The following is a 24,184-nucleotide window of genomic DNA, read 5'->3' on the forward strand; positions in this document are numbered from 1 at the left end:
GGAGAGAATGGCTGATGGAAGCTACTGCAACTAATGATAGCAAGCAGGTGACTTTTCAAATTACTGGAATGACTTGCGCCGCATGCGCAAATCGAATTGAAAAAGGATTAAATAAACTAGAAGGTGTTTCCTCCGCCAATGTAAACTTTGCTCTTGAGAAAGCAAGCGTTACTTATGACTCGAAAGTTGTAGGCATTAACAAACTGGAGGATAGCATTAGTAAATTGGGTTATGGTACGGCAAAGGAAGCCGTTGATTTCCAAATTGAAGGCATGACATGCGCGGCATGCGCGAACCGGATTGAAAAAGGGCTTAACAAGCTGCCAGGAGTAACGAATGCAACAGTCAATTTTGCTATGGAAACCGCACGGGTTGAATATTCCCCAGGTGAGATCTCCATAGCCGATATGCAGAATAAGGTGCGGCAGTTAGGTTATAAAGCAAATACGAAACAAGAGAACGAAAATAAGGGTGACCATCGCGAGAAAGAAATCCGGCATCAAAAACGCATTTTGCTTCTATCTGCTATTCTCTCGCTCCCTCTCTTATGGAGCATGGTAGGGCATTTCTCGTTCACTTCATGGATCTATACACCGGATATATTCATGAACCCATGGTTTCAGCTTATCTTGGCCACACCTGTTCAGTTTTATGTTGGAAGACAATTTTATATAGGTGCTTATAAGGCGCTGCGCAACGGCAGTGCAAATATGGATGTGCTTGTATCGCTTGGGACATCGGCTGCGTATTTCTATAGCTTGTATCTTACGATCGAATGGTTCTTAAACGGCGCCTCTGCTCATCATGGGCCATCCTTGTATTATGAGACGAGCGCTGTACTTATAACGCTCGTTATTATGGGAAAATTGTTTGAATCGCTCGCTAAAGGGCGGACGTCAGAAGCCATTAAATCTTTGATGGGATTGCAAGCAAAAACAGCCTTGGTGGTGCGCGAAGGTCAAGAGCTTACCATTCCGGTTGATGAAGTTCTTGTTGGAGATGTCGTACTAGTGAAGCCGGGCGAGAAAATTCCGGTAGACGGGGAGGTTGTGGAAGGAACCTCATCGGTAGATGAGTCCATGCTAACCGGCGAGAGTATTCCAGTCGAGAAAAGATTCGGAGACGCCGTCATCGGCGCGACGATCAATAAAAACGGAATGCTCCGAATTAAGGCAATGAAAGTAGGCAAGGAAACGGCGCTTGCTCAAATTATTAAAGTCGTAGAAGAAGCCCAGGGATCAAAAGCGCCTATTCAAAGGGTGGCGGACGTCATTTCGGGCATATTTGTCCCAATTGTCGTGGGCATTGCAATCGTTGCTTTCTTGGTCTGGTACTTCTTTGTTACCCCTGGCGATTTTGCGGAAGCATTGGAGAAAGCCATTGCGATCCTGGTTATTGCTTGCCCATGCGCGCTTGGTCTGGCAACTCCGACCTCCATTATGGCAGGATCAGGGCGTGCAGCCGAGCTAGGCGTTTTGTTCAAAGGCGGCGAGCATCTGGAACAGACGCATAAGATTAACGCCATCATTTTAGATAAAACAGGTACAGTCACCAAAGGGAAACCGGAATTGACAGATGTGCTGACGGATAACGAAGAAATGGAGTTTCTTAGACTTGTCGGCGCGGCGGAGAAAAACTCGGAGCATCCGCTGGCGGAAGCGATTGTAGCGGGCATTCAGGAGAGAGGCGTCACGCTCCCGGGTACGGAAGCGTTCGAAGCCATCCCGGGATTCGGCATTAAAGCAGTCGTGGAAGGCAAGGAAGTGCTGATCGGTACGCGCCGGTTAATGGAAAAATTCGATGTGGATGCGAAGCCTGCTTATGATATGATGTCCCGCCTTGAAGAAACAGGCAAGACTGCCATGCTTGTCGCGATAGATAATCGTTATACAGGAATCGTTGCCGTAGCGGATACGGTGAAAGAAACGTCGAAGGCCGCGATCAGCCGGCTGAAGGAAATGGGCATACAGGTTATTATGATCACTGGCGACAACGAACGCACGGCAAAAGCCATTGCTGCCCAGGTTGGAATCGAACACGTGCTTGCGGAAGTTCTTCCGGAAGGCAAAGCGGAGGAAGTGAAGAAGCTGCAGGCCAGCGGTAAAAAAGTGGCAATGGTAGGGGACGGCATAAACGACGCGCCTGCTCTGGCTACGGCAGATGTTGGGATGGCGATCGGCACGGGCACTGACGTGGCGATGGAAGCGGCAGATGTGACGCTGATGCGCGGCGATCTTTCGAGCATTCCGGATGCGATTTATATGAGCCGCAAGACGATGAATAACATTAAGCAAAATTTGTTCTGGGCGCTTGGCTATAATACGCTTGGTATTCCTATTGCCGCGATTGGTCTATTGGCTCCATGGGTCGCAGGCGCCGCAATGGCGTTAAGTTCCGTTTCCGTCGTCCTAAATGCCCTTCGCTTGCAGCGAGTCAAAGTACGTCATTAAAACTTATTTAATAGAGGAATGGAGAATCCGAATGATGAAAAAGAAGTTGACCCTCCTTATTTCAATCGTCCTTACTCTTAGTTTGTTGGCAGCTTGCGGCAATACTTCAGGTGGGAATAATCAAGCTGTCGGGCATGAAGGCCACGGCGGGCAGAATACGACTGACAATATGGAGAGCAATAACAACGGTCATAGCGGGCATGGCGATGACGCACAGACTGAAAGCGCCAATCTTAAAGCTTCCTTTACCTTTGTTTCCGGCGGTGCAAAAGCTAAGGAAGATACGGAATTAGCGATTCAGATTACCGACGATGACGGAAACCCGGTTAACGACTATAAAGTCAATCATGAGAAGTTGCTTCATTTGATCATTGTTAATCATGATTTGTCGTTCTTTAATCATATCCATCCAGAATTTCAGGGAGACGGCAAGTTTACTGTAGAAACTTCTTTTCCCTCGGGCGGGGAATATAAGGTATTTGCAGATTTTATCCCTGCTGGCGGAGCCAATTTGACGCTTAGCGAATGGGTAGAAGTAGAAGGCAAGGAAGGGGAGCATGCCGATATTGCACCCGACTCGAACCTGATCAAAGAAGTAGGCGGAAAAGAAATAGAGCTTTCTTTGAGTGGTATGAAGTCGAAAGAAGAAATAACGCTCTCTTTTACGATTCGCGATTCCGAAACGAAAGAAGAAATTAGGAACCTGGAGCCTTATCTTGGTGCAGTAGGTCATGTCGTTATACTGTCGGCTGATGCGGAAAGTTATCTCCATGTTCATCCGCTTGATGAAAAAGCCACTGGGCCTCTTGCAGAATTTGCAACCACTTTCCCTCAAAGCGGCACATATAAGATATGGGGACAATTTCAGCATAATGGGGAAGTCATAACCGTCCCGTTCGTGGTTGATATCAAGTAAATCCAATTAATCGATAAGGGAGGGTACTGGACTTGGGAGTGAAAACGAAGATTGCTGTTGCCCCCGAAATTCAAGTTGGCGGTAGTTTGTTTTCTCCGGAGCAACTTGCCAAAATCGGTACTATTTTAGGTGCCGATGCCCAAATTGAAGTGACTCCTTTTAAGCAACTTTATGTAGAGGTTTCGCTCGATAGGCGCGATGCCATTATAGAGGAATTCAAGCTTGTCGGTCTTGAAGTTTACCCGTCAGGTTCTACAACCAAAAGTTTGATTGCCTGCAATTTTTGCAAAGGAGCGGAAGAGGCGGGGCTAGATACAGCACGAAAATTAAATCTTGCCATTGCAGGCATTGAAACGCCCACTCCGCTTAAGATTGGCTATGCCGGATGTGCGCTGGGAACTAGCGAACCACTACTAAAAGACATTGGTGTTGTAAAAATGCGGAATACGTTTGATATTTACGTCGGCGGAGAGCCTAAAGGATTAAAAACGTCTATAGCCAAACTACTACTTACGGGGTTAACAGAAGATAGGCTGGTGCCGATTATAAAAGCTCTTATTGATTTCTATAAGGAAAATGCAAAAGGAAAAGAAAAATTTAGCAAATTTATCGATCGAATAACACTTGATCAGTTAAAGCAAATTGCTGGATAATCGGAAGTATTTGAAGGAGCGATAACCTTGGCGGAACAATTACGAATCTATACGATACCGACATGCAGTGATTGTACCTATGCGAAACGATATTTTAATGAGAATCAGATTCCCTTTACCGAATACAATTGCGAAGACAACGAAGCTTATGCAAGAGAGGTGTGGGATTTAACAGGGAAACAAATTGCCCCGACTATTGTCATTAACGAGAAAGTATTTGTTGGATTTGCTGAAAATCTAAAAGAAATAAGCGAATTGCTGGTTTAAGAATAGGATTGAATAACAAGCTCACTTCGAAGTGGGCTTGTTTCTATTGGCATGCCTTTTTAGTTTTAATTTTCGGTTCGACGAAATCTGCAGAGACGCGGGCCGGGTAACGATAGTTGAACAAACAATGAGCGGTTTGCTGCTACGGCGGTTGCTCCCTTTCTTAATCAAGCTAATTGGCAGATTTCGCTAACTGGAGTTGAATGTTGTTATTCCGCTCTCAATATTATATAATGAGTAAAAATTCATTCATCAAAAAGGAGCGAATTGTTTGCCGCGTAGCAAGGAACAGTTTGAAGAAATGCGCAATGCCACTAGGGAAAAAATCCATTCAGCTGCGATGCAGTTATTTGTTCATCAAGGTTTCGGCTCGACGAATGTTCAAGATATCGCGAATACAGCTGGCATTAGTATTGGGCTGATGTATCGTCATTACAAAACGAAGGATCAGTTATTTAACGAATTGGTTGCCTACGCGGTTGAAGGATTGAAACGTAATATTATTTTCTTTGAATCCGATCAATCCCCTAAAAAGTTAATGGCACAGTTTGTCGACGAAGTCTACACTGACATGATCAATGGGGAGGAACTAGCCCATCTACTGATCCTTATTAATCAGTCGCTATTAGCTGGAGCTGCCACCGCCTCAAAACATTATGAAGAGATCCTCCAGGTAAATGCCAGGCTGCTTGATTCTACGGCACAGCTCATTCGCAAGGGTCAGCAGCTTGGGGAATTTTGCTCGGGTGATGCGCAGGAAATGGCTGCCCTTTTTTATGCATCGATTCAGGGTTTGGCTCAGATGAAAGCATTACTAAAGAGCAACTTTACCATGCCCTCACCATCTATCCTCACCGCATTTCTATTGAAGGAAAGGAAGTGACCATGTCATGATTAACGTGGTTAGAGCCGATCAAGCTGAATTTGATGTGAGGCGAGGAATATCTGAAATATTCGCAGAGGGATTCACACAGTGGCTTGGGTTTTTCTCTAAGGATCCGAAAAGGATTGCTGCAGCGTTCGCCCATATATTCGTTTTGGACCAATTTTATGTGGCTTTATACAAGGGGCAAGTGGTCGGAATGGCTGCTTGTACGGATGGAACTTCACTTTCGGTTAAACTGGATAAAAAGGAACTTCGCAAACATTTAGGCTTTTATAGAGGCACTATGGCCGGTATTTTCTTGAAAAAAGAATTTGAAGCTACCTTCGTTCATCCTTCATCTGGTGTAGGCTCCATTGAATTTGTAGGGACGGCCACCGAATTGAGGGGGCAAGGCGTTGCTTCGCAACTGATTCGTCATATCCTTGAGCATACACCATATGAGGTTTATTTGATTGAAGAAGTCGCCGATACCAATATTCCAGCCATGAAACTCTATTATAAATTAGGTTTTGAAGAATACAAACGCAGGCAAATACCAATTAAACGGGCAAAGAAAATCGGGATCAATTACGTTGTATCATTGAGATATTCGAAATAATGCGGATTAGAAAAGTTATTACGTTGACCAACGAATTCTAGACTTCTAAAATGAAGGATACTCTTTAAGCTATCGGGTAACGATAGTGTAATGATACAGGCTGTCGATCGATAGTTGACATTATCCCCTTTAAGTAGACAGTGCCAAGAAAGCGCACTACAGTTTACTTGGAGGGGATTTTTGTATGGGAGAATTTTCATAAACATTGTAACGAATCGTCCATAGACAAGTCTTTATACTTCTCCTAATCGGAAAAGCAAAAGCGGTTTGTGGCTCATGATACAACTGAAGCAGCAAGTGAGAACAGTATCGAAGAATCGTTGCTTGATAAGGCATTCATTCACGTTGCAGCATGAAGACGGCCAGACCGAAAGCCAGCGCAGTGTAGCCGCAAAGCACAGCAAAGCCAGTCCATGGTGTCAACGGATAATATCCCATCTGCGGTACATAGGCGCCGATTACCTGTGGGTACTCCGTTAAGCTCTGCTGGATCGCGAACCCAGCAGCTGGGGTGAGTTTTAATAGCCACCGTGATACGCCCAGGTGCAGGACGTTGGCAAGGATATAGGGGAGGACGACTGCCGTAATACTGGCAATCACCGCCACGACCCTACGCCGGAATAAGGCAGCGAGGGCGAGTGAAAAAATAGCAACTACGGCGAGGAATGCAGCGGTACCAAGTATTACACGCAACTCGGTAAACAGAGTTACAGGAAGTACATGAATTCCGTTTGAGAGCAGGATTGGCGTGCAAAGTGAAACTGCAACTATGGCGGCAGCCAGCCCGGCAACAAACGTGACGGTACCCATCACAATAGCCTTCGCTGCCAGCACCCGTTCTTGCCGTGTACTCGCAGGTTGAGCGTTGCGAGTCAAGCCTCGTCGATTTTCGGTGGTGACAAACAGCACCGCCACAATAATCACTGCTATCAGCCCGAATAACACACCAATAAGGGAGTGCTCAATACGCCAGTTACCATCAGTTCCAGTTTGCGGCGCGATGTCACCAACTCCCGTCACTGTGAACCGACTACCTGACTCCTCCACCCCGCCTGGGTGATGCGGCGTTTTCCCATCGGGTTCCATGTCGACGCCCACATCGTCGCGGCTCCATGGGCCATGTAGGTTGACCCGGTCGAAGACGGCAGTGACCTCACTAAAGCGGACCGCATACCTGGCACCTTCGAACCTGAGGTCACCGGGGGAAGCAGCAAACATTCCGATCCGCACTGTGTCCGGCAGAACCATCTGAACCGTGTCGATCTTGATCCACTGCTTGCCATCAAAGGATTCGTAGCCGATCAGCGTGTTCCCCTCGCGGGTGAGCCGCAGCCAGCGGGGAGAGTTTTCCGAAACGCCACCCGGCCGACTAGCCGTGTCGTGGGTGAAGTTGTGCTGCATGCGCACACCATGCTCGGCGGTGACCATCACCGCCACATACGGCGTACCCTGGCGAATACCGTCCTTGATCATGACACCGGCCTTCGCCCATGGTACCATCCCTGGCACGGGCTTGGGGCCAGGCCCGATCGTGCCGCGAGGTGAAGGGTCCTTGATCCGGCCCGTCATCGAGGTCAGACGGACCGTGATACTGCCGTCTCCCGTCAGCGGCTTATGCACAAAGTAGAACTTATCGGTCACCGCTTCGCCATCCGGCCCCACCAGAATAGGGGAAGAGCCACCTCCGTTCGAACTGCAATAATCCAGTCACAGCTGCGCTTTGGTAGACGAACATACGGATAGGAAGCGAAATGATCCCTTTTTAATCTATCGTCCAAAAAATTTTTTTCAGTGTGAAAAATAATAGGCTCTTCGATTGTATTACTAATGTAAGGGCGACATCAGGTAATCATGTGAAAGTCTGGTTAATCCGAACAACGAATAACATGCTTGAATCTTAAACCAAAAACTCTACGAGGTGAAAGAAATGAAAACAAAATTCAAAATGATTACTCTTTCCGCTGTTACCGCATTATCATTAACCTTTGTAGGTCAAAGCTATGCAGCTACCAACCCTTTCTCGGATATAACGAATATCGCGGCAAAGGATAAAATTGTTGCCTTACAAGAACAAGGCTTAGTCCATGGTATTTCGGACGACTTATTTGCCCCGAATGACACCATCACAGCGGCACAAGGTATTCAGCTTATTGTTAATGCCGCGAATCTGAATCTAGATCTAGTAAGATTCCTTGTAGAACCTAAAGCTGCGGATTATTTCAAAAACGCAGACAACGATGCTTGGTATGCGAATGCCTTAATTACGGCAAGCGTTAATGGAGTCGTACTGCCAGCCGATCTGGATCTTAACAAGAAATGGACGCGTGAAGAGTTTACTCACCAGCTTATCAGCACGATTGAAACGCACAGCAATCTTCCAAAGATTAATCTTGTTCCCGCCCAGATTAACGATAGCACGGATCTAACCATTGATTATGATGGATCCATCCAGCGCGCGCTTGCTTATAACGTAGTGAAACTAGATGAACAAGGGAACTTCCATCCTAAAGCCGAAATCTCTCGCGCTGAGGCAGCGGAACAAATCTACAATGTACTCGAATACATTAAGGCACATCCTGCACCATCGCCACAACCAGATCTAGAATCAGAAACAAACTCAAAAAGATCACCTTCGTCAACAAGTCCACAAATACCAGGAACAAAATAAGGTCTACAAAGCGGGGACGAATTTCGTCCCCAAACGTCGGACGCCATCCGATTAGAACCTAAGGCGAGCTGTGAAAACCCAGACAGGACAATGCTTCAGCTGAATTAATCGGATTGCTTCGGATATCCGTTCCGTCGCTGGCTGCGATGCGGTCAGGTATTACTTTGCATCGGGTTGTGTCCACATCGTGGATAAGGTGCAGCTCAAGATTGAGAAGAGCAAATTAAGAATCTGGATATTCTCGATGACCGCGAGAAGGAAGTTGTGATCGGCCGCTTCGGGCTGGAGCATGGCGGGGATGAGCGGACGCAGCGGGAGATTGCGAAGGAGCTTGGGACTTCGCGGAGCTTATGTTTCTAGGATAGAAAAGAGAGCGCTTATGAAGCTTTATCATGAGTTTTACAAGACGAAGCGATAGATAGATTTCGATCCAGACTGTTCTTTTAGAGCAGTCTATTTCTGTTTTTGATCGCTAATGCTGATTCTATCTTTTTAGGCCACGATCTGTGATATACCCTGATATACTTCAAATAAAAAATTGCTGATAATAAATTCTGAGTTGCTTGGAGGGAAGTTATGAATCACATACAGGATCTTCAAAAGCTGATAAAGCTAACGGGAGATCGCGCTAAGTTTAGAAGCCAAGGCTAATGGTACCTATGTCGTCTATAAAACAAAAGATGGGCAGTTTGTGAAAGAATATAGCAATGGGAAAAGCGAACAAATTGAAAAACAGGAAAATGATCATGAGTGAACATTGTGGCTTTACAAGAGTGTCGGAAAAGTGCAATCAAGTAGTCGTCATATTGTTAGTTCACTAACAAGTATTGTGATAAAATGAGGAAAGATCCGGATTTTGATAGGTATAAGGGGGGCGAAGATGGACGCAGACCGATCGGTCGCGCTGGAGCTCAGAACGCTAAGGAATATGTTGAAGAGACAGGTTGACGGGTTTATTCATCAGAAATACGCGGATCAAATGACCGGCATGCATGGTTGGGTTCTGAAGTATTTTGTTGATAACCAGGATAAAGAGATCTTCCAGCGTGATTTCGAGAACGAGTTCTCGATCCGCCGTTCGACGGCGAGTAAGATTTTGCAATTGATGGAGAAAAACAGCCTCATAACGAGACAGCCGGTTTCCTACGATGCGCGATTGAAAAGGATTATTCTTACGCCTAAGGCCATCGAGTACTATGAAACCATTATCGAGAAGTACGTTGCATTGGAGTGTGAGTTGAGGAAGGGTTTATCGCGAGAGGAGATGGATATGTTTTTTTCCGTGCTGGATAAAATCAAAAAAAATTTGGAGTAGCAGTCGTCGTAGTTGTTGGGACGGCTTTAATTAAAATCATATTGTTAGTAAACGTGCAGTTCTATAGCTAACAACAGGGAGAAGGAGCGTTCGGTAGATGCTTAAGATTTTGAAGTATTTTAATCCGAAAAATGTTTGGTTTATTCTCGTCAGCACCGCATTTATCGTATTCCAGGTATGGCTCGACCTGAAGCTTCCCGACTATTTGGCCGAAATTACGAGGCTGGTGCAGACCGAAGGCAGTTCCTTGAGCGAGGTTTGGGAGCCGGGCGCCTACATGATGTTATGCGCGATTGGGAGCTTAATCGCTTCCTTCATCGTCGTCTATTTGGTCTCGCAGAGCGCCGCGTCGCTCGCCAAGAGGCTTAGGAGTATGCTCTTCGACAAGGTTGAATCGTTCTCAATGGCCGAGATGAACCAATTCTCGACGGCGAGCCTCATTACGCGCTCCACGAACGATATTACACAAGTACAGATGATTGTGGCGATGGGACTGCAAGTCATGATCAAGGCGCCTATTTTAGCAGGTTGGGCGATCGTGAAGATATCCGGCAAGAGTTGGCAGTGGTCGCTTTCGTCCGGTGTATCGGTTGCGCTGCTTCTTCTCATGATCGCGATCGTCATTTTGTTCGCAATGCCGAAGTTCAGAATGATTCAGGGACTAACGGATCAATTGAACCGGGTAACGAGGGAAGGGTTAAATGGTCTGCGAGTCATTCGTGCCTATAATGCGGGACCGAGCCAAGAAGCGAAGTTCGATCACGCGAATCGGGAGTTAACCGATGCGAATCTGTTCACGAGCCGATTAATGGCGTTGATGATGCCGGTCATGAGTCTTATCATGAGCGGATTAAGCTTGGCAATCTATTGGATCGGCGCCTATCTGATCAATGGGGCGGATACGCCGGCAAGGCTAGGCTTGTTTAGCGACATGGTCATCTTCTCCTCCTATGCCATGCAGATCGTCATGGCCTTCATGATGCTATCGATGGTTTTCTTCATGCTGCCGCGGGCGTCGGTCTCTGCCAAGCGCGTTATGGAAGTAATAAATACGGAACCAAGCATCAAGGATGGCAGCTCGAAATCCACTTACGCCGCAAAGGCAGGAGAGATTGAATTCCGGAATGTCAGCTTCAAGTATGCGGATTCGGATGAATATGTTCTTAGAAACATCAGCTTCGTTGCGCGCAGGGGCGAGACGGTTGCATTCATCGGCTCGACGGGCAGCGGCAAGAGTACGATGATGAACTTAATTCCGAGATTTTACGATGTGACGGACGGAGAGGTGCTTGTTGGGGGCATGAACGTGAAGGAGTACGCGCTGCGGGATCTGCATAACAAGCTCGGCTACGTTCCTCAGAAAGCCGTATTGTTCAGCGGAACCGTGACGTCCAACGTCGCCTATGGCGATAACGGGCGTGTGGCAGGGTCGGCGGACGATGTGAAGAAAGCAATAGCAATCGCCAAGGGCCAAGAGTTCGTCGAGAAGCTGGATGGCGGGTATGAGGGCAGCATCTCGCAAGGCGGCTCGAACTTGTCCGGCGGGCAGAAGCAGCGGTTATCCATCGCTAGGGCTGTATACCGTAAGCCTGACATTTACATTTTCGACGATTCATTCTCTGCGCTTGATTACAAGACTGACCGTCAGCTGCGATCCATGCTGAATCAAGAAACAGCCGGCGCTACCAATCTGATTGTGGGGCAGCGAATCGGAACGATCAAGGATGCCGATCTCATACTCGTTCTAGACGAAGGCAAAATCGTAGGAAGAGGCACGCATCAAGAGCTGCTGCAGACCTGCGAGGTATATCGTCAGATCGCGAACTCTCAGTTATCGAAGGAGGAGCTTGAAATTGGCTAATCAACAGGTCGCAACCAAGAAAAGCATTGATTTCAAAGGCACAATGGGCAAGCTTGTCGCGTATTGCAGGCCGTACGTTCCTCTTATTGTCGTGGCCCTTCTGCTGTCCGTCGTAGGCACGATATTTACGATTATCGGGCCAAGCAAGCTGGAAGACATGACGGATCACATTACCGAGGGGTTAATGGGCGAAATCGACATGGACGCGATTTGGAGCATCGGTATACTGCTTGCCGTCCTATACGGATTAAGCGTTGTCTTCTCGTTTTTCCAAGGCTATATTATGGCTACGGTAACGCAGAAGGTATCGAGAAGCTTGCGTACGCGCATCTCGCAGAAGATCAACAAGCTTCCGTTGAAGTATTTCGATTCCACCAGCAACGGCGACGTGCTGAGCCGTGTCACGAACGATATCGATACGATCGGACAAACGATGAATCAGAGCGTCGGGATGCTTGTGACTTCCGTCACGATGCTGGTCGGCTCGTTGGTAATGATGCTCTTTACCAACGTATGGATGACGTTGACGGCGATCATTTCGACGTTTCTAGGATTTGCTTTCATGACCGTGATGATCAAAAAATCGCAAACGCATTTCGTCCACCAGCAGGCGAACCTGGGTGCAATGAATGGCCATGTCGAGGAAATATACTCGGGCTACGATGTTGTTAAGGTCTATAATGGAGAGCGGAAGGCGAAGGAAACCTTTAACGAAATTAACGATAAATTATATGAAAGCTCATGGAAGTCGCAATTTTTATCCGGATTGACGATGCCGCTCATGATGTTTGTCGGAAACTTCGGCTATGTAGCGGTCTGTATTGTCGGCGGAGCATTAGCTATGAACGATCAAATTTCGTTCGGTGTCATTGTCGCCTTTATGCTCTATGTCCGGCTGTTCACGCAGCCACTGGGGCAAATCGCGCAGGCCGCGACAAGTCTACAATCGACTGCAGCCGCAGCCGCACGCGTTTTTGAATTTTTGGAAGAGAAAGAGCTCGAGGACGAGAACCATAAATCGAAGGTGCTTAAGGACGTAGAGGGGCAGGTAGAGTTCCGGAACGTTACTTTCGGGTATGATCCGAATAAGCTTATCATTCACAATTTCTCGGCCCGCGCTTTGCCCGGCCAGAAGATTGCCATCGTTGGACCGACGGGGGCGGGGAAGACGACGATCGTCAATTTGCTGATGCGATTCTATGAGCTGAACGGCGGAGAGATTATTATCGATGGCGTTCCGATTCAGGAGCTCCAAAGGGAAAACGTACATGAGCTGTTCTGCATGGTGCTTCAGGATACGTGGTTATTCGAGGGGACGATCAAAGAAAATATCGTCTTCAATAAGCAAGGCGTTACCGATGTCGAAGTGAAGGACGTCTGCAAGGCCGTCGGCATTGACCATTTTATCCGGACCTTAACGCATGGCTACGAAACGGTTTTGAACGAGCAAGTGAATCTTTCCGCAGGGCAGAAGCAGCTGATTACGATTGCGAGAGCGCTCATTGCAAACGCCCCGCTGCTCATCCTCGACGAGGCGACGAGCTCCGTCGATACGAGAACGGAGCTTCTCATTCAGGAAGCGATGGACCGGCTGATGGCGGGACGAACCTCGTTTGTTATCGCGCACAGACTATCCACGATCAAAAATGCCGACATCATCCTCGTCATGAAGGACGGTGATATTATCGAGAGCGGCAATCACCGGGAGCTGCTTGCGGCGAACGGCTTCTATGCCGAATTGTACAACAGCCAGTTTGAGACTGCGGAAGCAGCTCTGTAAAAAAGACATATGCTCAAAAAAATGAAAGAGACGGCTGCTGGTTATGATATGCTCCCCTTACGGTCGTAGTTATGAAATAGCTTTGTTTATGTCTTAAATGATTACTAAGCATTCGAAACATCTGGAGTGTTGCTCACTGTTGGTCAGAAAAGATTAATAGCTGAGATGTATTGGCGGAAATAGTAAAGAGGGGCGGAGAACCCCTCTTTTTGTTTTTAGAAATGTCATCGTACAATGATGTTTTTTAAACGAAAAAAACCAGATTACTTCCCTGCTATTTTCGAAACTATTTAGATTCAAATAAAAATATATTAAATGATCTCTACGTTCAATCTCTCTTTTGAATCCTAATTTCCTCAATAACATTGTTTTTGTCAAACAGCCCCCACCGACAGCCCGAATCCTCTAGATGAAATCTGATAATTTCCTCAGCTTCTTTTACAGCCTTACATGGTTCAATATCCATAAATCTTGTAATTTCCTCATCTGAGAAATGTTTAAATACTATTTTGGAATCTTGTAGTGTTAAAAGCCTAAGATTTAGTCTTTCTGTTTCTAATGAAGGAAATTCGACTTTTTGACCTTGCCTTAAGATTGTGGACAGCAAGAAAGCCTCATTACAACCTTTAGTCTAATCATTTAAATACAGCTTTCTTAGCCACAGCGATGAATTGTTATGAAAAATAAGTGAATTCATCAAAAAAATACAATAAATTTATCTATTTCATGAAATGGTTTTCGAAATCCACATCAATATTGTGCAATATAAATCGCTAATCCTCACTATTGTTTCGTCTGAAGGCTTGGTCTATATTAATAACGGATGGATTTGTTAGTAATAGTTGAGGTGCACATGGCTGAGTATAGGAGTGAATAAAACAGATGAAACGAGCGAGTATCCGCTATAGATTAATGGTTCTAATGATATGCCTTGCAACTCTGCCCGTGTTGACTGTTACCTGGATTGCGACAATCAATACGCGAAGTACGGTGGAAAAAGAGATTATTGAAGCGAATCGTTCTCGTATGATGTCTGCGGATCAATACTTGGATGAATTAATCCGCCAAGTAAGCGTTTTATTTTATTCATTACAAGTGAATCAACAATTAAGAGATGGCCTTAATACGATAGACTCGCAGAATGGGGGTCTGCAATTTAGGACGCAACGATATATTCAGGAGACGCTGACCGCAGCGTTCTATGCTAATTCAAAAAAAATAGATGAACTGTCGCTGTATACGCATCAAAGCCAAAAGATGTACTCGGTTAATTATGTGAACAGCGGACTCATATACTCCCTTGATATTGAAAAAAGCGATTGGAGCCGCATGCTGCAAAAGCCGGTCAATATGTATTTCAAACAATCAGGTAACGGTATTTATGCTTACCATAGCATTAATCGATTTAATGACCAACAGTTTCTTGGCGGTCTGTCCGTCCGTATCAATAAGGATGTATGGGAGAAAGTCAGTGAGATATTAAAATCCGAGTCAGAAAGCTCGGTCTTCTTAGTAAACGATGAAGGAGAACTATTATCTGGATCACCTGATCAAAGTGCTAGTGAGATCATCGATCAAGCAGAGCTTGAGAATCTGAAAGGTTCCGAAATGATACTCCGAAAAACCGATCATTACTATCTTTTCACGAAAAGGGTCGACGATGGCGAGCTTAAATTAATTAAAGCATTACCAATCAAGACAATTACGAATAGTGCTCGGAATACCGTTCGGGCCGGGATTTTGACTGGTCTTCTATTTGCCGCTGTTTCTATCCTTTTATCCATCGCCGTATCGCTTCGAATTAGCAGACCGATCGTCAGCCTTGCAAGAACCATGCGAATGGCCCCGATACATCAGTTTGAGCTGACATCTGTACAAAGCAATGATGAAATTGGACTGCTGGAACGCGGCTATAATTCCATGATAAAGCGGATGAAGGAACTCATTGAAAACGAGTATCAGAAAGAAATTGAAGTGAAGAATGCGCAACTAATGGCATTACAGGCACAAATTAATCCTCATTTTTTAAATAACACACTGAACTTAATAGGGGGAATGGCTCTTACTAAAGGAGCTCCTGAAATTTATAAAATCACTAAAGGCATTGGTGACTTACTTCGCTATTCAATTAGTTCCGGCTCTGACTCAGCAACTCTCTATGAAGAGTTGAAGCATATTCGGAACTACCTTTTTATTCAAGAACAACGTTTTTTAGGTCGGTGCAGCATTATTATTGCTAACGATGGATCGGGAGAAAACCTCAGACTTCCAAGATTTACGCTTCAACCTCTCGTAGAGAACGCATTTGAACATGGCCTTCAGCCGAAAGAAGGAGCTTGGCATGTCGAAATTCGAATCAAAACGATAGGCAAGCATCTTGTTATTATGATCAAAGATGATGGTGTGGGGATCGAACAAGAACGGCTGCGGCTGCTTCGGATGGAGTTAAAAGAAGGGGTTGCTTTGAGAACGGATGCGACCGATCTGTACAAGGAGATACCGCGAATGCAAAAAGGAATAGGGATTCAAAATGTGGATTCGAGATTGAAACTGCATTTTGGGCTAAAAGCAGCCGTACGTGTATTGAGCAGACCTAAGAAAGGAACGGTTATATTACTGAAGTTACCTTTGCAGGAAGGGAGGCATACCGTTGAATAAAGTGTTGATCGTAGACGATGAGCCATGGGCAAGGGAAGTCATAAAGGCGCTGGTTGATTGGGATAGGCTAGGGCTAGCAATAGCAGGGGAAGCGGAGGATGGCAGCCAAGCGCTTCATTTCATTAAGGAGCATAAGCCTCAGATCGTAATTACAGATATGAGAATGCCAGGCTTAGACGGCGTGGAGTTCCTTAAAGCGTTGAACGAGCAATTCCCTTCTATAAAAATTATCGTCATGAGTGGATATGATGATTTCGTTTATTTAAAGCAAGCCATTCGTTCCCGGGCTGTAGAGTATTTGCTAAAGCCTGTCGATGAAACTGAACTGAACGAAGCATTACATAAATGTATTTTTGAATTGGAGAACGAGAAGCAGACGGTACACACGGCATCGAGATCTCCGATCGTTTTTCCAAACGCCCAATCGATGGATCGATATGGGGGATTGCGAAAACGAGTTTTTGGCACGTTGTTTGAACTTAGCAAACCGGCGCTTTTGCAGGCACTTGATAAGTTGGAAGCGCTTTTAGAGGATACGTTTTCGAATGGGATAGACTCGGCTTTGTTGGCAAAAATCGGAGACGATTTTTTACGTATGCTGGCAGAGTTTGTATCCGAAAACGGTACTGATTTTGAAGCAGCGGATTTGGAGTTAGAGAACTCCAAGCGTTATGAAAATGTAAGCGATCTGATGAGAACGGTCGCGAATGCTTACGGAGCGGTAATCGACAAGATGGAGTCGATAAGAAAATCGAAAAATCGGCTAGTTATATTAGAAGTCCAGCATTATATCGACCAGCATTATATGGATCCCATTTCGCTTGAAACGGTGGCGTACCAATTTTATGTGACGAAAGAGCATTTAAGCCGAGCATTCAAATCAACGATAGGAGAGAATTTGACCGAATATATGACTCGCAAACGTATGGAAAAGGCGAAGCAGTTGCTTATGCAATCTGATGTATCGATTAAACAGGCAGCCCAGATGACCGGTTATTCGGAACTTGCCTATTTTCATCGGGTATTTAAAAAGCACTTTGGGGTAACACCAGGAGAAATTCGAAGTGGCAATCGATAAGTAAGCGTTATCAATATTGTGCAATAGATGTTGCTAATTGGCTCTAATGATCCTCCTTCAAACTTACCCTATACTAAGGATGTACTAATCATTTAAGGGGGATAAATCAATGAAGAAAGCGTTTTATCTGGGTCTAGTAAGTGTAATGTTGATGTTGTCAATTACGGCATGCGGCACTAACAACACGCAAAACAGTGGAGAAGCTGCCCAGGCTACCAATGCAGGAGCATCCGGCGTAAACACGGAAGAACCAAAAGGAGAGGCACAGAAAGTCGAACTGAAAGTGCAAATAGGATCACCGCGTTTCAAGGATCAATTTGAAAAATATTTTGAACAGTTTAAAGCCAAAGAACTAGCAGAGAAAAATATCAATGTTACGATCGATCTCGAAATGCCGAATCCAGATCAGGCTAAACAAGTTCTTCAAGCGCGCCTGGCTTCTAATGATGCACCCGACATCTTTGATGTACATGCCAACGATCTCCCAACGTATGAAAAAGCTGGTTATCTGGAAGATCTTACGAGTCAACCGGCAATTGCAACCTTATATGATAGCGTGAAAAATACCGTAACGCTTGACGGCAAGGTTGTGGCCCTTCCACTTGAGAGCTTGGCATGGGGGTACTTGTACAACAAAAAGATCTTTAGTGATGTGGGAATCACGCCTCCACAAACGCTTGATGAAATGAAAGCAGCTGTAGATAAATTGAATGCGGCTAAAATAAAGCCATTCTTGCTTGCTTTCCAAGAGTCATGGGTGCCTCAGCTGATGACAGCTCTTTCCCTTGGTGGAATCATTTCCTCTGAGAATCCGGACTGGATCGAAAAAATGAATAAAGGCGAAGCTTCTTATGCAGATGTTCAAGGGATATTCAATATTATCGACCTCATTAATGCAAACGGAACAGATAAACCTTTTGAAGTAGGCAATGAAGCGGGTTCCACTGAATTTGCGAGCGGAAAAGCTGCGATGTGGATACAAGGACCATGGAATGCAGAAACGCTCCTAAAAGTAAATCCTGATTTTGAGTTTGGCGTAGCTCCACTTCCGGTTAGCAACAATGCCGCTGGAACGATGATCAATTTGTCGACCTCCACAACGCTTGCTGTATCGAAAACCAGCGAGAATAAAGAAGTGGCGCTTGATCTCTTGAATTATATCTTGGATGAGAAAGATTCGTCGGCATTGTTCCAAGAACTGAAGTTCAATCCCGTGTCGAGCGTTCACAAATATGAGGTATTCCCTTGGGTGAATGAAGCTTCCGAATATGTGGCACAAGGTAAAGCATATCAAGATCTCAAACTGCCTAATGGTGTTACAGACGAACAAGCCAAATTGCTGCAAAGCTATTACGTTAAAGAGGTTACCAAGGAGCAATTCATCAGCACGATGGATAAGGCATGGGCAAATGCAGTAAAAGCAGCGCAATAGGTATGACAAACAGGTGACCGGGAGTGACGGATTATGAATTTTACAAAAAAATACAAGCAAACGGTCATCCTTCTCGCCTTCGTTTTTCCGGCATTATTATTCTATGCTGTATTTACCATCGCCCCTACAATCGGGGGCGTGTTGTACAGCTTGACGAACTGGAATGGATTGGATCCCACCTATGACTGGGTGGGATTCTCCAATTATACCGAGGCGCTGAAGGATGCTTATTTCATGAAATCAATATGGTTTACATTGAAATATGTGATCTATATGGTTGTGCTGCAAAATGTCATTGCTTTGCTCTTGGCGGTCTTCGTGGAATCCAGGAAAAAGAGCAAAGTATGGTTCCGAACCATATTTTTTATGCCGAACATGCTCAGCTTGATCATCGGCGGATTCATGTGGGTGTTCATCTTTACGAAAGTGTTACCTTCTTTTGTTGCGTCTACCGGTATCCACTTTCTAGATCAATCCTGGATTGGCGATCCGGCCTATTCCTTCTATTCCATCATCATCCTTTCATTATGGGGCGGGGTAGGCTATCAGATGGTTATCTATATAGCCGCTCTACAAGGTGTACCTGCGCAGTTAAAAGAAGCAGCAGCTATAGATGGAGCCAGTGCAATTCAGATCTTTCGTCATGTTACGCTCCCCATGATATATCCGGCACTAACAATCGGTATTTTCCTAGCGCTTAGCACTTCATTTAAAGTGTTTGACGCCGTATTTGCATTAACCGGAGGAGGGCCGGGAAGGTCAACGCAGGTAATCGCGATTAACATCGTGGAAGAAGCCTTTCGTTTCAACCAGCGTTTCGGATATGCCAGCGCAAAAGCGATTATCCTTTTCTTGATTGTCCTCTTAGTTACACTCGTTCAATTATTAATTATGAAGAGAAGAGAGGTAGAGGCATAATGGCACAGAGGCAATCGAGCAATAGATCGATCGGGCGCGGAGCCGGAAATGCTTTTATTTTTCTCGTATTAATTATTGCTTCTATTTTCACGCTTTTCCCCATTTACATGGCGCTATTAAATTCTTTTAAGCCGGATGGGGAAATGCTGACGAATATCATGTCGCTTCCTACCCGATTAGACTTTGGAAACTATATTGATGCATACCAAAAGATCGATTATCTGAACAGTTTTGGGAATACCATAGTCGTAACGATTATCGGGGTAGCAGGGATCATTCTTTTTGCTTCCATGGCCGGATATAAGATGTCGAGGACACCTGGGAAGTTAAGCAGTTTTCTGTTTGGATTATTTGTCTTATCGTCATTAATCCCGTTTCATTCCATAATCATTTCACTGGTCAAAATCGCTAAGGAACTGAAAGTGCAAGGAACGTCATACGGTCTAGGATTGATTTATATTGGTTTGGGGGTAGCTCTCGCGATATTTCTGTACCATGGATTCGTAAAATCGATTCCTAGGGATTTGGACGAAGCAGCATTGATGGATGGATGCGGTGAATTTCGGCTTTTCTTTTCTATTATCTTGCCATTGCTTCTGCCAATAACGGCAACAGTAGCTATATTAAATGCTCTGTGGATGTGGAACGATTTTCTTTTGCCGCTGCTAATGTTAACCGATTCCGAATATTATACACTTTTAATTTCTACGAACATGCTATTCGGCGAGTATAACAACGACTGGTCGGCTATTCTATCCTCTTTGGTGCTGACGATGCTGCCGATTATTGTCTTGTATCTGCTCCTGCAAAAATATATTTTAAGCGGTATAGCAGAAGGTGCAATTAAAGGTTAATAGGAAAGGATGAGGATTGAGACAATGAGAAATTCCATAGAAGTACAAGGTTTCGTAAAAGCCTCCGGAAAAAAAATCATTAATGGCAACGGCCAAGAAATCCTGTTTCGGGGCGTCGGCTTCGGCAGTTGGATGTTGCCTGAAGGCTATATGTGGCGGTTTCCCAATCAAGGTGACCGTCCTCGCCGAATCGAACGCATGATTAAAGAATTAGTCGGAGAAGAAAAAGCCGCACAGTTTTGGGATATGTATTACGAAAATTATACATCGGAAAAGGATATACAAAAAATAGCGGCTGAAGGATTCAACTCCATTCGTGTACCTATTAACGCTAGATTCCTTATCGAGGATGGAGAACCTTTGCGTCTTATCAATGGACGTATCGAGATCATTGACAGAGTTATTGACTGGTGCCGTGAACACTCGCTTTATGTCATCCTTGATTTACATGGTGCTCCCGGTGGACAAACGGGGACGAATATCGACGACTCTGAACATGATAAGCCGGAACTGTTCATGGATGATAAGAATAAGCGTTTAACGGTTGCATTATGGAAAATGCTCGCGGAACGCTATAAAGATGAATGGATCGTCGCAGGATATGACCTGCTGAATGAGCCTTTACCGGATTGGTTCTCAGTATATAACGATCAAGTTATGCCGCTTTATAAAGAGATCGTGAACGCCATCCGAGAAGTGGATGACAGGCATATGATTATTTTAGAAGGTGCGCACTGGGCTACCGATTGGTCCATTTTCGACGAGAAGATTGACGACAATCTCATGCTTCAATTCCATAAATATTGGAATAACCCGGATACGGAAAGTATTCAGACCTTTTTGGATAAACAGGATGAGTGGAACGTACCGATTTTCATGGGCGAAGGCGGGGAGAACAACTGCGATTGGTTTGCAGGAGTATTTCGCCTATATGAAGATCACGATATATCCTGGAACTTCTGGACATGGAAAAAGATGGACTGTACTAATTCTCCTTGTTCTGTAAATACGCCAAAGGGCTGGCAGTTGCTCATTGACTATTTGGAGGGCGGCATTAAACCGAATGCGGAAACTGCAGAGAGGATCCTGTGGGAATACCTAAACAATATGTTGTTTGAACATTGTGTTTATCGATCAGAAGTCGTTAATGCTTTATTCCGTAGGCCTCCAGTTCGTATTCCTGCAATCTTTTATGGTTACAAAGGCGAGGGTACAGGTTTCGGCATTGGGAAACCATGTGATAAGAAGATTGGTTTTAGAATAAATGACGGAATAGATATCCGATTTGTTAAAGAACAAAGAGAAAAACCTCATTTTCAACATATGAAGGGTGAGGAATGGCAGCCGGATGAGCTTTTATATGTACAACTTGCTCCGAATGACTGGCTTGCTTATGAATTTACTGTTCCTTTATTCAGTTCCACATTGGCGTTCACCTTAGAATTATGTGTTCAAACAGGAGAATTTGGGATAATCGAAGTTACTGTGGATGACGTCCTTATCGGTGTAGCCGATACGTGTGGAGATTCTTGGAACTTAATTAAACTTCACAAACATTTCAGTGCTAATGATGGTCTACATCGGTTAGTATTGAAGGCAAAAGGACAGCCTGTTGCAATTCAATGGCTTCGAATAGTACCCGTTTAAAAAGTAAACTAAGAAGAGGAGGCACTCTTATAGATATCCTCGGTACCGAGGCCGATGATATTATCGATAAGGTGCAGGTGAAGATTGAGAATAGTAAAATCCACAAGAACCTCGACGTACTCGATGACCGGGAGAAGGAAGTTGTGATCGGCCGCTTTGGGCTGGAGCATGGCGGGTTAAGTAACGCTTGAACAGCACAAAAAGAACCCCTTCAATCGGCGAGCCTACGCCAATTGAAGGGGTTCCTTTTGTACTTACGATCTATTGCTGATATAGATTAATTTCTGCAATGGACCACCATTGACCGGCAGTACCCCTTTGGTTGATATTGAAGTATCTTGCATGAACGGTTGCGAACTTGACCCGCTGAACCGGTCCTGTACCGTCACTACTGGCTATAGGTGTCCAATTCACGCCATCGATCGAGACGCTGTATGATTCAGAGGATCCGAATACGGAGCATTTCTCGCCGCCTGCAACCACTCATCGATTGCGACGCTAGGATTATGACTGATCTTTGCTCCGGCAGCCGGAGCGGATTCGATACCAAGTACGTTGGCTTCAGCGACGGACCACCAGTTTGCAGGCGAGCCGGTCTGAGTCACTTTGCAAGAGGTCAGTGGTTGCTATTGTATTGAGACAATGATAGGTTGTGGGACCTGGATCGGCTATAGCACTTACCTCTTTACGCCCCGCCCTGCATCCAACTGCTTCTGTACTTCTTTCCGTACCTCTTCGATGCCTGCTTGCTTTAGCTCCTCGTTAAACTTGGGGAGGATCGTGTCAACATCGACGGTGCCAGTCATGAGGCTTGGATAGTATTTCTTCCAAATCATCTCGATGGTATCGGTTTGGGCGGTCAGCTTGGATAGATCAGGAGTAAAGCCGAGAGCGGTGGACTTGATTGCTTCAGCGTTGTATTTGCGGAATTGATCCCATTTATCGAGGGGTTCTGGGTTATCGCCGCCCATGGTTTTCAGGATAAACCAGTTACCCTGTGTATATTGTACTCCTGCATAGCTTGCTGGAGCATCCGGGATCGGGTCGCCGTGGATGTCTTTGTCGGGAATTAGGGCCGCTTGCCCATGTTCACCCAGCGTGTAATGCACTCCTTCAATACCATAATTAAATAAGTTTCGTATTTCAGGGTCGGTATTGAGTAGATTCAGAAACTTAATACACTCAATGGGATGCTTGGTGTTGGCATTAACAGCCATGATTCCTCCACGGACTGATTCCGTGGTGACGACGCTTGGGGTTACCGGATTTGATACAACCGTGTAGCCGCGATCCTTACTCCAAGTAGTCTCCGAGAGTGGGCCACCACCTGAGGACTTCCAGAACACTTTATCTCCACGCTTAAGTCCGCCAGGCTCCCGCAGCGCGGCGTCCTTGTTAATGAAGCCCTCTTTATAATAACGCCGTAATGTGTCTAATACCTGCCGTGCTTCCTTTGTTTCGAAGATATTCACGACCTTAGGGTTAGGGTCCAGTGATTTCACCATCAGGGGAACTTTATGGTTCACAATATATTCGTAGCCATAGAGAGCGAAGAAATTGTGTGAATCCCGATCTAATTCCATCGGTATGTATGCAGGCTCATCCTGTTGAATCATCCGGAGCAACGGTTCAAGCGATTCCAGCGTGTTGTACTTGGCAATGTCGATATTGTACGTTTTCACTATTGAAGCAGGGTACATCCAATGATCACGGACGGCCAGCTCTTTATTGGTCGGTACACCATAAATGCCTCCATCATTCATTCGTACCCCTTGCCAAAAGGTTGGGTCAATGGTGTCGTACAGATCTTTACCCAGACTCGTAAGATAGTCATCAAGTTTTAGCCATGCGCCGCGCATAGCGGTGGTTGCATAGTTGGGTGCAAAAGCAATGTCGAAAGGGCTTCCTGCGGATATAAGGGTGTTCAGCCGATCTTCATACTCCTGCCAACCTACCTTGATATAGGTGATAGTCACGCCAATTTTACGAGCCATGATTTCATTGATTTTCTCATTTACGAGCTTCAGATCCTTGTCAGGCTCTCCAATCGTGTAATAAATCAGATTTACAGTGTCACCATGATATTTATCATTGTTGTTTTTGCCAGGCTGCCGGGAGCAACCGGTCGTAAACGCTGTGAGTAGCAATATAATAATGATTATAATGAAGATATTTTTGTGTCCATAGCACTTTAGCATCGATA

Annotated in this window: 18 protein-coding genes and 2 pseudogenes; 18 read left to right on the forward strand and 2 right to left on the reverse strand. The window is 45.3% G+C overall.

The genetic code is table 11. From position 1 onward, the window contains the following. Nucleotides 1–14: 14 nt before the first annotated feature. The 6 genes from HI950_RS11890 (at nucleotide 15) to HI950_RS11915 (ending at nucleotide 5,770) form a co-directional block, all read left to right on the forward strand. Nucleotides 15–2,450 (forward strand): heavy metal translocating P-type ATPase, encoded by a 2,436-nt coding sequence (locus HI950_RS11890; RefSeq protein WP_169082529.1) that lies wholly within the window; start codon nucleotides 15–17, stop codon nucleotides 2,448–2,450. A 31-nt stretch (nucleotides 2,451–2,481) separates the two neighbouring features. Beyond that, the gene (locus HI950_RS11895; protein ID WP_187768076.1) at nucleotides 2,482–3,366 is read left to right on the forward strand and encodes a hypothetical protein; all 885 of its coding nucleotides are present in this window, start codon (nucleotides 2,482–2,484) and stop codon (nucleotides 3,364–3,366) included. Between the two features lie 38 nt (nucleotides 3,367–3,404). Next, a complete protein-coding gene (locus HI950_RS11900; RefSeq protein WP_317618349.1) occupies nucleotides 3,405–4,019 on the forward strand; it encodes a nitrite reductase in 615 nt (204 codons plus the stop codon). A gap of 27 nt (nucleotides 4,020–4,046) precedes the next feature. Beyond that, on the forward strand, nucleotides 4,047–4,286 hold the full coding sequence (locus HI950_RS11905) for a glutaredoxin family protein (protein WP_169082527.1): 240 nt from the start codon (nucleotides 4,047–4,049) through the stop codon (nucleotides 4,284–4,286). Nucleotides 4,287–4,557: 271 nt separating this feature from the next. Then, nucleotides 4,558–5,169: a TetR/AcrR family transcriptional regulator gene (locus HI950_RS11910; protein WP_169082526.1), complete on the forward strand. Its 612-nt coding sequence runs from the start codon at nucleotides 4,558–4,560 to the stop codon at nucleotides 5,167–5,169. 7 nt (nucleotides 5,170–5,176) lie between these two features. Next, nucleotides 5,177–5,770: a GNAT family N-acetyltransferase gene (locus HI950_RS11915; RefSeq protein ID WP_169082525.1), complete on the forward strand. Its 594-nt coding sequence runs from the start codon at nucleotides 5,177–5,179 to the stop codon at nucleotides 5,768–5,770. Nucleotides 5,771–6,106: 336 nt separating this feature from the next. Here the strand turns inward: HI950_RS11915 and HI950_RS36665 are convergent, their stop codons facing one another. Beyond that, complete coding sequence (locus HI950_RS36665) at nucleotides 6,107–7,411, reverse strand: ABC transporter permease subunit (protein ID WP_317618340.1); 1,305 nt, start codon at nucleotides 7,409–7,411, stop codon at nucleotides 6,107–6,109. A 286-nt stretch (nucleotides 7,412–7,697) separates the two neighbouring features. Here HI950_RS36665 and HI950_RS11925 point away from each other — a divergent pair, with 286 nt between their 5' ends. The 12 genes and pseudogenes from HI950_RS11925 to HI950_RS35740 all read left to right on the forward strand — a co-directional run. After that, a complete protein-coding gene (locus HI950_RS11925; protein ID WP_169082524.1) occupies nucleotides 7,698–8,438 on the forward strand; it encodes an S-layer homology domain-containing protein in 741 nt (246 codons plus the stop codon). 184 nt (nucleotides 8,439–8,622) lie between these two features. Continuing rightward, nucleotides 8,623–8,856, forward strand: a pseudogene (locus tag HI950_RS11930) (sigma factor-like helix-turn-helix DNA-binding protein); the annotation flags it as partial. A gap of 462 nt (nucleotides 8,857–9,318) precedes the next feature. Next, on the forward strand, nucleotides 9,319–9,753 hold the full coding sequence (locus HI950_RS11935) for a MarR family winged helix-turn-helix transcriptional regulator (RefSeq protein WP_169082523.1): 435 nt from the start codon (nucleotides 9,319–9,321) through the stop codon (nucleotides 9,751–9,753). 97 nt (nucleotides 9,754–9,850) lie between these two features. Beyond that, nucleotides 9,851–11,614: an ABC transporter ATP-binding protein gene (locus tag HI950_RS11940; protein ID WP_169082522.1), complete on the forward strand. Its 1,764-nt coding sequence runs from the start codon at nucleotides 9,851–9,853 to the stop codon at nucleotides 11,612–11,614. Between the two features lie 43 nt (nucleotides 11,615–11,657). Beyond that, nucleotides 11,658–13,394 (forward strand): ABC transporter ATP-binding protein, encoded by a 1,737-nt coding sequence (locus HI950_RS11945; protein WP_169082814.1) that lies wholly within the window; start codon nucleotides 11,658–11,660, stop codon nucleotides 13,392–13,394. Nucleotides 13,395–14,276: 882 nt separating this feature from the next. After that, on the forward strand, nucleotides 14,277–16,052 hold the full coding sequence (locus tag HI950_RS11950) for a sensor histidine kinase (protein WP_169082521.1): 1,776 nt from the start codon (nucleotides 14,277–14,279) through the stop codon (nucleotides 16,050–16,052). Nucleotide 16,053: 1 nt separating this feature from the next. Next, nucleotides 16,054–17,130 carry a response regulator transcription factor gene (locus HI950_RS11955; RefSeq protein ID WP_317618350.1) on the forward strand — a complete coding sequence of 359 codons (1,077 nt, stop codon included), beginning with the start codon at nucleotides 16,054–16,056 and terminating at the stop codon, nucleotides 17,128–17,130. 151 nt (nucleotides 17,131–17,281) lie between these two features. Next, entirely contained in the window at nucleotides 17,282–18,562 is a 1,281-nt protein-coding gene (locus HI950_RS11960) for an ABC transporter substrate-binding protein (protein ID WP_411268089.1), read from the forward strand. Between the two features lie 33 nt (nucleotides 18,563–18,595). Then, nucleotides 18,596–19,480, forward strand: a complete 885-nt coding sequence (locus tag HI950_RS11965; protein ID WP_169082518.1) for a carbohydrate ABC transporter permease — start codon at nucleotides 18,596–18,598, stop codon at nucleotides 19,478–19,480. Further along, a complete protein-coding gene (locus HI950_RS11970; RefSeq protein WP_169082517.1) occupies nucleotides 19,480–20,334 on the forward strand; it encodes a carbohydrate ABC transporter permease in 855 nt (284 codons plus the stop codon). Before HI950_RS11965 ends, HI950_RS11970 begins: the two co-directional genes overlap by 1 nt. A 24-nt stretch (nucleotides 20,335–20,358) precedes the next feature. Continuing rightward, nucleotides 20,359–21,981, forward strand: coding sequence for a glycoside hydrolase family 5 protein (locus tag HI950_RS11975; RefSeq protein ID WP_169082516.1), 1,623 nt, complete (start codon nucleotides 20,359–20,361; stop codon nucleotides 21,979–21,981). Between the two features lie 23 nt (nucleotides 21,982–22,004). Continuing rightward, a pseudogene (locus tag HI950_RS35740) lies at nucleotides 22,005–22,157 on the forward strand (RNA polymerase subunit sigma-70); the annotation flags it as partial. 501 nt (nucleotides 22,158–22,658) lie between these two features. Here the strand turns inward: HI950_RS35740 and HI950_RS11980 are convergent. Next, nucleotides 22,659–24,179: an ABC transporter substrate-binding protein gene (locus HI950_RS11980; RefSeq protein ID WP_169082515.1), complete on the reverse strand. Its 1,521-nt coding sequence runs from the start codon at nucleotides 24,177–24,179 to the stop codon at nucleotides 22,659–22,661. Nucleotides 24,180–24,184 lie beyond the last annotated feature (5 nt).

This window comes from Paenibacillus sp. PL91 (genome assembly GCF_012935325.2).
In the GTDB taxonomy this organism is placed as follows: domain Bacteria; phylum Bacillota; class Bacilli; order Paenibacillales; family Paenibacillaceae; genus Pristimantibacillus.